Annotated in this window: 14 protein-coding genes; all 14 read left to right on the top strand. The window is 30.4% G+C overall.

Annotated features, from left to right (window positions below):
• Position 1: 1 nt before the first annotated feature.
• Positions 2–175 (top strand): sporulation protein Cse60, encoded by a 174-nt coding sequence (locus J7M77_RS00370; RefSeq protein ID WP_296874896.1) that lies wholly within the window; start codon positions 2–4, stop codon positions 173–175.
• A gap of 97 nt (positions 176–272) precedes the next feature.
• Entirely contained in the window at positions 273–422 is a 150-nt protein-coding gene (locus J7M77_RS00365) for a DUF1540 domain-containing protein (RefSeq protein WP_296874894.1), read from the top strand.
• Between the two features lie 86 nt (positions 423–508).
• A complete protein-coding gene (locus J7M77_RS00360; RefSeq protein ID WP_296874893.1) occupies positions 509–1,003 on the top strand; it encodes a hypothetical protein in 495 nt (164 codons plus the stop codon).
• Positions 987–1,706 carry a pseudouridine synthase gene (locus J7M77_RS00355; protein ID WP_296874891.1) on the top strand — a complete coding sequence of 240 codons (720 nt, stop codon included), beginning with the start codon at positions 987–989 and terminating at the stop codon, positions 1,704–1,706. Before J7M77_RS00360 ends, J7M77_RS00355 begins: the two co-directional genes overlap by 17 nt.
• Before the next feature lie 32 nt (positions 1,707–1,738).
• Positions 1,739–2,392 carry a tRNA (guanosine(46)-N7)-methyltransferase TrmB gene (trmB, locus tag J7M77_RS00350; protein ID WP_296874890.1) on the top strand — a complete coding sequence of 218 codons (654 nt, stop codon included), beginning with the start codon at positions 1,739–1,741 and terminating at the stop codon, positions 2,390–2,392.
• Positions 2,385–2,705, top strand: coding sequence for a thioredoxin family protein (locus tag J7M77_RS00345; RefSeq protein ID WP_296874888.1), 321 nt, complete (start codon positions 2,385–2,387; stop codon positions 2,703–2,705). The genes trmB and J7M77_RS00345 overlap by 8 nt, the downstream gene beginning before the upstream one ends.
• Positions 2,706–2,716: 11 nt before the next feature.
• On the top strand, positions 2,717–3,316 hold the full coding sequence (gene ytpR / locus J7M77_RS00340; RefSeq protein ID WP_296874886.1) for a YtpR family tRNA-binding protein: 600 nt from the start codon (positions 2,717–2,719) through the stop codon (positions 3,314–3,316).
• A 20-nt stretch (positions 3,317–3,336) separates the two neighbouring features.
• Entirely contained in the window at positions 3,337–4,035 is a 699-nt protein-coding gene (locus J7M77_RS00335; RefSeq protein ID WP_296874885.1) for a hypothetical protein, read from the top strand.
• 2 nt (positions 4,036–4,037) lie between these two features.
• Positions 4,038–4,370, top strand: a complete 333-nt coding sequence (gene acpS, locus J7M77_RS00330; RefSeq protein WP_296874883.1) for a holo-ACP synthase — start codon at positions 4,038–4,040, stop codon at positions 4,368–4,370.
• A gap of 234 nt (positions 4,371–4,604) precedes the next feature.
• Positions 4,605–4,940, top strand: coding sequence for a single-stranded DNA-binding protein (gene ssb, locus J7M77_RS00325; protein WP_296874881.1), 336 nt, complete (start codon positions 4,605–4,607; stop codon positions 4,938–4,940).
• A 60-nt stretch (positions 4,941–5,000) separates the two neighbouring features.
• Positions 5,001–6,809 carry a translation elongation factor 4 gene (gene lepA, locus J7M77_RS00320; RefSeq protein ID WP_296874879.1) on the top strand — a complete coding sequence of 603 codons (1,809 nt, stop codon included), beginning with the start codon at positions 5,001–5,003 and terminating at the stop codon, positions 6,807–6,809.
• 161 nt (positions 6,810–6,970) lie between these two features.
• Positions 6,971–9,079: a penicillin-binding protein 2 gene (locus tag J7M77_RS00315; protein WP_296874877.1), complete on the top strand. Its 2,109-nt coding sequence runs from the start codon at positions 6,971–6,973 to the stop codon at positions 9,077–9,079.
• A gap of 72 nt (positions 9,080–9,151) precedes the next feature.
• On the top strand, positions 9,152–9,301 hold the full coding sequence (gene rpmG, locus J7M77_RS00310; RefSeq protein WP_087298491.1) for a 50S ribosomal protein L33: 150 nt from the start codon (positions 9,152–9,154) through the stop codon (positions 9,299–9,301).
• Between the two features lie 35 nt (positions 9,302–9,336).
• Positions 9,337–9,954: an MBL fold metallo-hydrolase gene (locus J7M77_RS00305; RefSeq protein ID WP_296874874.1), complete on the top strand. Its 618-nt coding sequence runs from the start codon at positions 9,337–9,339 to the stop codon at positions 9,952–9,954.
• Positions 9,955–10,188: the final 234 nt, after the last annotated feature.

Below are 10,188 nucleotides of genomic sequence, written 5' to 3'. Positions count from 1 at the left end.
TATGAAAGTAAAAATTATTGAAAAAACTCATGAATTAGACCTTGAAGATGAAATAAATGATTTTTTAAATGATAAAGATCCTAAAATTATTTCGCTTCATTATCAAGTAGCAATGACATTTTCAAGTGAATTGGAATATAGTTTTAGCTGTTTGATCATTTATGAGGATAAGTGATAAAGACTATTATTTTGATAGTCTTTATTGCTTTATTTTTTTTGTTTATGAGCATAGTTTTAATAAAAGCGGTAAAACTATAAACGGAGGTGATTTCATGGCGCGTGGTGTAAATTGCCAAGTAGATAGTTGTGTTTACAATGAAAATTGCAATTGTAACGCTAAAGAAATTGTCGTTTGTAATTGTCATTGTAATGAAGCCAAGGAAATTCAAGAAACAGCTTGTAAGACATTTAAATGCAAATAGGAACAAATTCGTTCCTATTTTTTATAATTTTTTAAAAGCCTTTCTTATCTATAAAAAAACATGATATAATGGCACTGGTGATGATGATGAAAAAGATATGTTTGACAATTATAAGTATTTTACTTTTATGTGGGTGCAGTTCAAAACAAGAAGAGGTTACTGACAAATATTATCAGCAGTATCAAGATTATCAAGAAAAATTAGATAATGCTAAAGATTTTGAAACTACGATAACTGATTTTTCAATTCGCTTAATTATCAATCCAATTGAAGAAAATGAATACCGCTATGATGTTATTATTGACAGTGCTAATATTAATATGTATTATTTACAAGCAATTGCTAAAGTTGAAGATGACAAAAACAAAAGTTTACCAACTATTGGTGTTCTTGAAGAAAATAATTATTCATTAGTTCCTGGTATAGTTGATAAACAAAATGGTATATATAAAGGGGTTAATTTGTCGGGAATTACCGATAAATCACAATTTAATGTATATGTTTATTTAACTTATTATGCAAATGAAAATGATGAAAAGAAAATAGAGAGGTATATAGTGTTATATGGAAATGCGTCTTGATAAACTGTTAGCTAAATATGGAATTGGCTCTAGAAAAGAGGTAAAAAATTATATCCGTAAGGGATTTGTAGAAGTTAATGGTATGGTAGTTAAAAATGATGATTTCAAAGTTGATAGTGAAACTGATCAAGTTGTTTTTGATGGTGAAGTAATTAATTATCGTCCTTATGTCTATTTAATGTTGAATAAGCCGCAAGGCTATGTATGTGCAACTAAAGATAATTTACATCCAACGGTATTAGAACTAATTTTTGGTTATGAAAACTATGATTTATTTCCAGTTGGCCGTTTAGATATTGATACTGAAGGATTGCTGTTAATCACTAATGATGGCGATTTTGCCCATCGTTTACTAGCACCAAGCCGTCATCATTCAAAACTCTATTATGCTACTGTTGAAGGGGTAATGGACGACCAGGATGTTCAGGCTTTTAAAGAAGGGATTATCTTAGATGATGGAAGTCACTTACAAAGTGCTAATTTAAAAATTTTAGAAACTGATGATACGACAAGCACTGTCACGATTGAAATCTTTGAAGGCAAATTTCATCAAGTCAAGAAGATGGTAGCCAGTCGTGGTAAAACGGTGAGTTATTTAAAACGGATAGCGATTAAAGATTTGAATTTAGATCGAACATTACAATTAGGTGATTTTAGGGAATTATCACCTACAGAATTAGTCGACTTGACAAAAGATTTATGATAAAATATTTTTATATGTAAAGGGGAGTTGTAATGCGACTTAGAAATAATCCAAATGCTTATACAATTATGAGCGAAAATGATTCTTTTGTGATCATGGAACCAGAAAAATGTAAAGGAAGCTGGAAAGAAATATTTGGAAATGATAATCCAGTATATATTGAAATTGGTATGGGTAAAGGTGATTTTATTTATGCTAATGCTTGTCGTTATCCAGATATTAATTTTATTGGAATTGAAAAATTTCCAAGTGTTTTAGCGGCTGCAATCAATAAAATTAATAAACAAGAAGTACAAGTAAATAATCTACGTTTGATTCATTATGATGCAATAGAATTAGAAAATATTTTTGAAGAAAATGAAGTGGATCATTTATATTTGAACTTTAGTGATCCTTGGCCTAAAAATCGTCATGAAAAAAGAAGATTAACATCAAATAAATTTTTGGCTGTTTATCAAAAAATCTTAGTTGATCATGGTGAGATTGAATTTAAAACGGATAATCGTGGTTTATTTGAATATTCTTTAATTTCATTAAATCACTATCCTATGGATTTATTATATGTTAGTTTAGATTTACATAATAGTCCTGAAAATGAAACGAATATTATGACTGAATATGAACAAAAATTTTGTAAGAAAGGACCAATTTATAAATTGGTAGCTAGGTATCAAAAAAATGGATAAATTAATTGAAATCAAAACAATCGAAGATTTTGATAAAGTTCGTCAAGGAAAAACAATCATTATGTTTACTGCCGACTGGTGTCCTGATTGTATGTTTGTAAAACCATTCATGGGACAAATCGTTGATGATAATCCAGAATTTAAATTTTATTTAGTAAATAGAGATAATTTATTAGATTTATGTAAGGATTTAGATATTTTAGGCATCCCATCATTTGTAGCTTACAGCGATCAAGAAGAAATTGGCCGTTTTGTAAGCAAGTTACGTAAAACCAAAGAAGAAATTCAAGCATTTATTGATAGTGTAAAATAAGAGGTGTAATAATGATATTTCATGGATTTTATAATTATGAACATGTTGGTGATATTCTTTTAGCCCGTTTAGGTGATGGGAAAACGTATGAATATCAAAAACATGATGATCTAGTAGTATTAAAAGATCAAAAAAATCAAGTGATTGGATATAACTTACTAAATGCAAGCAAGTATTTAGGAACTATTAATAATGGACTGGTTAAATTTACAGACAAACAGATCAATCAGTTCAATTCTTTACTTGCTAAATATGATTTAGAAAAAGTAGAAATTGATCATAAACCAAAATTTATTGTCGGTAAAGTTATTGAAATTGAAAATCATCCTGATTCAGATCATTTACATATTTGTCAGGTTGATTTAAAAGACGAAGTTAAACAGATCGTTTGTGGAGCACCTAATGTTGCTTTAAATCAGCTAGTAGTTGTAGCTACTATTGGTGCCATTATGCCAAGTGGGATGATCATTAAGCCTTCTAAACTTAGAAAAGTAGATTCTTTTGGAATGCTTTGTTCAGCTAGAGAATTAGGGTTGCCTAATGCTCCTCAAGTTAGAGGAATTCTAGTTTTAGATGAAGATCAATACCACATTGGTGATTCGTTTTTTTAACATAAAAGGGGGAATTTAAAATGTTTAGAGGTTTGTTTAAAAAACATGAAGAAGATGAAGATATTTTTGAAGTAGATCCAGTTGTTGAACAAAGACGCAAAGAAAAATTCAGTTCACCATTAATTTATGACGAAGAATTTCAAAAAAAAGAGGCTAATGAAAAAGCAGCTGCGACAAAATCAAAAGTAAGTGAAAAACCTAAAACTACAATTGAAAAAAAACCAGCTGAACAGCCTAAAGTAAAAACTGCATATCAAATGAGTGAAGTAATTTCACCAATGAATGGCCTAACTAAAAATAGTGTTGAAAAAAAGGTAGTTAAACTTGCTACAACTAAGCAAGTAAAAAGAAAGAAAACTGATCAATTAGTACCTGTAATCAGTCCTTATTTTGGTGATTATGAAGAAAAAAAACCAATTGAATCACAAGCGACATTAACTACAATTAATGAAGAAAAAGAAGAAGTAGTTGAAGAAGTTCAAAATGTCAGTGATCCAGTTGAAAAACTGCCAACTGTAGAAGATAATTTAAGAAATATTGCTAAAATTATTGAAGAAGAACAAGACCAATTAAAAATCATTGAAGAACGTACAGGTGAATTTAAATTAAATTTTGAATCAAATGATAGTGAAAATAAGGATTCATTGATTGATGAAATTGATGATAATATGTCATTAGATGAATTAATGAGCTTGTATGAAAAAAAGTTTAAGGATTAATTATGATTGCCGGAATTGGTTGTGACATTGTTGATTTAAACAGACTTAAAATTGATAATGAGCATTTTATTGAACGAATCTTGACTAAAAAAGAGCGGTTAGTTTATCAAAGTAAAAAAAGCAATCAACATAAAAAGGAATTTCTTGGTGGACGACTAGCTTGCAAAGAGGCTTTTTTTAAAGCTTATGGCATTGAACATAAAATTATTTCTTTTCAAGATATTGAGATTTTAAATGATGAAAATGGCAAGCCGCATCTTAATTTCCCTAAAACTTTTGTTTCTCTTTCTCATGAAAAAGATTATGCAATTGCTTATGTAATTGTTGAAAAATAGAATTAGAAAAAATCAGTTTTTGACTGATTTTTTATTTTAGAGAAAAATTTTGCCAAATTTAACAAGACCTAACTGGTCAAATTGTACATATACGTTTATAATTCAATCAAAATTGTTGATAAATCATTTAATTATAATTCATTTTTAAATTATGTTACAATTATGTGGATTATGGTTTCTTGAAAAATCTATTTCTTTATGTTTATAATTTTTCATAAAGGAGGGATAACTGATATGTTAAATACAGTAGCACTAGTAGGGAAGCTAGTTGAGATTCCTAAAATGCAAACTACAGCTAGCGGTGTCAAAGTTGCTAATGCAACAATTCAAATTGAAAAGGGATTTAAAAATGGATTAGGAGTTTTTGAAAATGATTACATTGTGGTATCACTGTGGCGCGGAATTGCAGAAATGATCATCGAATGTGCTAAACCTGGTAGTATGATTGCAATTAAAGGCAGATTACATTCACGAAATTTAGAATATGGTGATGCTAAGCAAATTACTTCAATTGAAGTAATTGCTGAAAGAGTTTCTTTACTTGATAAATATTTTTATCCAACCCCATAAATACTAATTGTCTTTGGTCTTTATTTTTGTTATAATTACTAAACGAAAGTTGGTGATTAAATGAGTATTGACCAAAGTAAAATAAGAAATTTCTCAATCATTGCCCATATTGACCATGGTAAAAGTACTTTAGCTGACCGTATCTTACAAATTACGGGAGCAGTTGCTGATCGTGAAATGAAAGCCCAATTATTGGATAGTATGGATCTTGAGCGTGAAAGAGGAATTACAATTAAATTAAATGCAGTTCAATTACATTATACTGCTAAAGATGGACAAACATATTTATTACATTTGATCGACACTCCAGGTCATGTCGACTTTACATATGAGGTTTCTAGATCTTTGGCGGCTTGCGAAGGGGCTGTGCTAGTAGTGGATGCGGTTCAAGGAGTTGAAGCGCAAACTCTTGCAAATGTATATTTAGCTTTAGATAGCAATCTAGAAATTTTACCTGTAATAAATAAAATTGATTTACCAAGTGCTAATCCACAGCGGGCAATTAAAGAAATTGAAGACGTAATCGGATTGCCGGCTGATCATGCACCACTAATTTCTGCTAAAAGTGGTTTAAATGTTGAGGAAGTTTTAGAAAAAATTGTTCATGAATTCCCAGCACCTAGTGGCAGCGTCGATAATCCAACGCAAGCTTTGATCTTTGATTCTTACTACGATAGTTATCGCGGTGTAATTGTTTTTGTCCGTATCAAAGAAGGTAAAATCAAAGTAGGTGATACCGTTAAGTTCATGGCTACTAATGCTGTTTATGAAGTAACTGAACTTGGGGTAAGAACACCTCGCGAAGTTAAAAAAGAAGAATTAGTAGCTGGTGAAGTTGGCTGGTTTGCTGCTTCAATCAAATCAATTCAAGATATTCATGTCGGAGATACGGTAACTACTTTAGAAAACGAATCTTTAGAACAATTACCAGGATACCGACAATTAAATCCAATGGTATATTGTGGATTATATCCTATTGATAATGCACGATATAAAGATTTACGCGATGCATTAGAAAAAATGAAGCTAAGTGATTCAGCTTTAATGTTTGAACCAGAAACATCACAGGCTCTTGGTTTTGGATTTAGATGTGGCTTTTTAGGTTTATTACACATGGATGTAATTCAAGAACGTTTAGAACGCGAGTTTAATCTGGATTTAATTGCTACAGCACCATCGGTTATTTATCATTGTTATTTAACTGATAAAACAGAGGTAATTGTTGATAATCCTGCTCAAATGCCAGAGCCGCAAATAATCGAAAGAATTGAAGAACCATATGTTAAAGCTTCGATCATGACACCTAATGAATTTGTTGGAGCAATCATGGAATTGTGTCAAGCTAAACGTGGTGAATATCAAAATATTGAGTATATTGATGATACTCGGCAAAATATTATTTATGAAATACCATTATCAGAAATTATTTATGACTTTTTCGATAAACTAAAATCTAATACTAAAGGATATGCATCGTTAGATTATGAAATTATTGGTTATCGTCCAAGTAAATTACAAAAAATGGATATTTTATTAAATGGTGAAGTTGTGGATGCTCTTTCGACAATTGTTCATAAAGATTTTGCTTATAACCGTGGCAAGGTCATTTGTGAAAAATTAAAAGATCTAATTCCAAGACAAATGTTTGAAGTGCCAGTTCAAGCTGCTCTTCAAGGAAAAATTATTGCCCGTACTACAATTAAAGCAATGCGTAAAAACGTTTTGGCTAAATGTTATGGTGGCGATATTTCACGAAAGAAAAAATTATTAGAAAAACAAAAAGAAGGTAAAAAACGAATGAAGGCTGTAGGTTCTGTAGAAATTCCTCAAGAAGCATTCATGGCGATTTTATCAGTAGATGATGAATAAAAAATTTCAAAATGATAATAAAACCGTTGTTAAGACGGTTTTATTATTAGTTAACAGTACAACAAATTGTGGGCGATTTGTTATTTTATGGTAATTACTAGTTTTAATTTACTTAATAATTATTTTAGTCTATAATATGTTCGTAATACGGAGGTATGAAGATGGCATTTAATTTTAAAAAGAAGATACCGAAGGTACGCTTTTATGGTGCTTTTGAACAAGAACGTGATCAAAAAAATCGTCAGGAAAATATTGTCAGTCGTCGTTTGATTGGATTACTTTGTTTTGTTGTTGCAGTTACTTCAGTTATGGCGATTAGACTTGGATATATACAATTTACACAAGCCGATGAATTAGAAATTAAATTGGAAAAATATGGCACAACTACTTATACTAAAGATGCTCCTCGTGGAGAAATTGTTGACCGTAATTATACTAAATTAGTTGAAAATACTAATGTAATTTGTGCTACTTATTATGCACCTAAAAAAATTAAAGATGAAATTCTAAAAGAATCAGCTACTTTTTTAGCTAAAAACATTAATCTTGATGTTAATAATAAAGAAGTAGTTTCTGACAGAAATAAAAAAGACTATTTTATTTTGATGCATGAAGATGTTGCTGATTCACTTATTAGTGATGAAGAACTTGAAGAAATTAAAAAGCAAGAAAATTCAAGTAAGATGCTTTATAATTTAAAAATAGATCGTATCACTATTGATCTAATTAATCAATATATGGATGAAGCAGATATAAAATATGCTCACTTTTATTATTTAATGAAAAACTGTACTGGTGGTTCAACTATCTTAGCTGAAGGTCTTACGACCGAAGAAGCTAGTATTATCGGAGAAAATGCTGATATTTTACCAGGGATAACGATTACTTCTGACTGGTCACGCCAATCAGTTTATGATAAATCTTTTTCTCAAGTATTAGGGAAGGTAACTACTAAAAAAGAGGGGTTACCAGCTGAGTTGAAAAATGAATTATTGGCTCTAGGTTATCAAAATGATTCTCGAGTAGGAACTTCTGGATTAGAAGCCCAATACGAAGATATTTTACGTGGTGATGATAGCAGTTATACTTTAAATTATGATCGTAACGGTAATCCAATTATTACTAGTACTAAAACCGGAACCTCTGGACAAAATATTCGTATTTCAATTGATTGGGAGTTACAGCAGTTAGCTGATCAATTAATTGAAACGGAATTAAAAGCTTGTAATGCCAATAATAAATATTTTAATAAAATGTTCTTTATTATGATGGATCCTCAAACTGGTGAAATTATTGTTATGTCCGGTAAAACAATTAATAAAGAAACTGGTGAGGTTTCTGATTATGCAGCCGGAAACTATCTAGATACTATTACAATCGGTTCAACTATTAAAGGGGGAACGTTATATACTGCCTTTAAACATAATTTAATTACTGAAAATACTTATTTTAGAGATGACCCAATCAAAATTAAAAATACTGAAGCAAAAAAATCATGGAAACAGTTTGGGCTAATTAATGAAGTTGAAGCAATCGCTTATTCATCAAACGTTTATATGTTTAGAATTGCAATGTTATTAGGTGGTGCTGAATATATTTATGATGGTCCATTAAGAATTGATCCAACTGCTTTTGATACATTAAGAAACGATCTAGGGGAATTGGGTCTAGGGGTTAAGACTGGTTTAGATGTTCCTAATGAATCTTTAGGATTTAGAGGACGCGATCGTACTAGCGGGTTATTACTAGATGCTACAATTGGCCAATATGATACTTATACTAATATTCAATTAGCACAATATGCTTGTACTTTAGCTAACGGTGGTAAACGGGTTCAGCCAAAATTGTTTTTAGATTCTTTTAATTACAATGATGATGGTGAAATAGAAACCAAATTAGAATCATCAACAACTGTTTTAGACGATGTTAGCAGTCAGGAAACGGCTTTTAGACGAATTAAAGATGGAATGCGGGCTTGTGTTACATATCCTAGTGGCACCTGTCATAGTATTTGGTCATCAAAACCGTATGCAACTTACGCTAAAACTGGTACAGCTGAAATTTACGATTATGGTACTGGTGATACTAATGACTATCCAAACCATTTGCAGATTGGTTATGTAGCTGCCAATGAAAACGCAACCCCACAACTGGCGTTTGCCTGTCTTGCTTATCGGCAAACTTATGCTTCAAATGGCGGTGATTCATCGGCTCAATTAATTTCTAATCAAATTGTCGATAAATATGTAGAAAAATACGGCTTAAATTAAAAAAAGTGCTAGTAATTATTGAATTACTATGATATTATATATGTCGAAAGTTTACAGATGGAGGTGTAAATAATGAGAGAAAATATTATTTATAGATGTACTGAATGTGGTGAAGAAAACTATATTAATACAAAAAATAAACGTAATCATCCAGAAAGAATGGAAATTAACAAATATTGTCCTAGATGTAACAAAAAAACTGTTCATAAGGAAAAGAAATAAGCCCTTGGGCTTTTTTTCTTTATCGGTAAAGGAAAATGAAAATTAAAAGTTTTGTTTTAGGAGTAATGCAAACTAATTGTTATATCGTAATAAATGATCAAAAGCAATGTTTCGTTGTAGATCCTGGCGCACAGGGAAAAAAGGTTAATAAATTCTTGGTTGAAAATGAATTAAAGTTAGAAGCAATTTTGTTAACTCATGGTCACTTTGATCATATTGGCGCTGTTGATTATTTATATGATTTGCATCATTGTCCAATTTATATCCATCAAGAAGATATTACGATGCTAACGGATCCTCGATATAATTTATCAATAATGGAAACACCATTTATTTTAAAAGCACCGGTAATCAAGGCTGATGAATTTATGACGATTGCTGGATATCGGATACATTGGCTACATTTACCTGGGCATTGTCCAGGCGCTTCAATGATTCATTTAATTGATGAAAAAGTGATTTTTTCTGGTGATGTATTATTTAATGGTTCAATTGGCAGATTTGATTTTCCTAATTCATCAAAACATGATACGCTGTTATCAATAGAAAAGATAAAGTGTTTTGATTTTGATGCTAAAATATATCCTGGACATGGTGCTAGTTCATCGTTGAAAGACGAGTTGCTATTTAATCCATATTTACAAAAATCGTAATTTTTTACGATTTTTTTATTTAAAAACAAAAGCATCCAGTGATGCTTTTGTCTATAATTTTTAACGGTATTCAAAAGAGGTAATTAATAATTTTTCTAAATCAATTTCCAATTCAAATGAATATTCGTTTTCATTTGTAGTTACAGTTGTAACAATATAATAATAACTGCCTAAATCATCAACGGTATAATAGATTTGATATTTGCCTACAGTAATTTCATCACTAAATAAAAT

The sequence above is a fragment of the Thomasclavelia sp. genome (assembly GCF_017889095.1).
In the GTDB taxonomy this organism is placed as follows: Bacteria; Bacillota_I; Bacilli_A; order Erysipelotrichales; family Coprobacillaceae; genus Thomasclavelia.
This window is presented reverse-complemented; position numbering and strand designations above follow the sequence as displayed.